Source organism: Bradyrhizobium sp. BRP22, assembly GCF_020194175.1.
Taxonomy (GTDB): Bacteria; Pseudomonadota; Alphaproteobacteria; order Rhizobiales; family Xanthobacteraceae; genus Bradyrhizobium.
On record NZ_JADYVX010000097.1, the window covers coordinates 1 to 1,111 of the forward strand.

1 protein-coding gene is annotated in these 1,111 nt (G+C 58.1%); it reads left to right on the top strand.

Annotation, left to right across the window (positions count from 1 at the left end):
• Nucleotides 1–239, top strand: a 239-nt coding sequence (locus I6F35_RS39505; RefSeq protein ID WP_225122957.1) for a transposase, incomplete at its 5' end; no start/stop codon positions are given.
• Nucleotides 240–1,111: the final 872 nt, after the last annotated feature.

Consider the following 1,111-nt stretch of genomic DNA (forward strand, 5'->3'; position numbering starts at 1 on the left):
AAGGCAAGCTCGCCCGCAACGCCATCCGCGCTAGGGGCGCGCATATGCTCTTCCTGCCGCCCTACAGCCCCGACCTCAATCCGATCGAACAGGTCTTCGCCAAACTCAAACACCTGACGCGCGCCGCCGAGCCCCGCGATGTCGAGGCAACCTGGCGAAAGGTCGGAGAACTCCTCGATCTCTTCTCACCCGAGGAGTGCGCCAACTATCTCAAAAACTCAGGATATGTTGCCGTATAAAAACATCACGCTCTAGCACTAAATCGAAATGGTCCGGGCAGGCAGCCCGCATCTTATCTTCGATAAGCGTGGCACCGGCTTTCTTCAGGTGGTCCTTGATGTGGAACGTTACGATGCACGCCAAATATGCGTGTCAGCGTGATCGCCTGTTATCTCTATATTCCTGTACTGTCGGAACCACAATCTCCGTGACGTACTCGGCCGGGGTCATCTCGTCATCTCTCAGCTTCTCCACTAGTTGCAGTGTTCCATCGTTACAATTGATACTATCGGAGCCGCCGGCGGTTCAAAGAGCCATCAAGGAGGGGTACTTTCGGGACACCCTCGGCCGATCGCCAAGCCGAAATTCCTCACCTGGTCAAATGTGGTGTTGCGATCTGCTCGTTGGCGGGGGCTGATTGCGGCCTGCACCGGGATCGAGCGGCTGATGCGCGCCTGCAGGGTTCGCGGGCACGGCCGCGGCATCGGCGCTTGCCGAAGCATGGTGGCGATCAACAGCTCGAAGACAACGCCGGCCAACCTGCTGGACCGCGTAGCGCATGATTCGACCCCCAGTTTAGAAGCTTGAATCACAGGGGTGTGGCCCAGACGCAACGCTTCCGGGGAGGCCCATGTTGGACCAGGTTGGACGCTTAGGGGGTAGAAGCGGACATCAACCAGCCGACAATCTCCGCTGAAACCGTCAAAAATGACCCATTGCTCACTCTCGGCACAGTCGCGCTTCGTAAGCACGCCCGTGGCCGCTCCGCAAGCACTCATCGACGGTCCCAAAGTAGTCACTTCGAGATCACGTCCCAATGGTTGATGTCAAAGCTTAGTCCGCCTGGGGATGAGGTGATCTCAACGCGTATCGGACGCTGCCGACGATTATG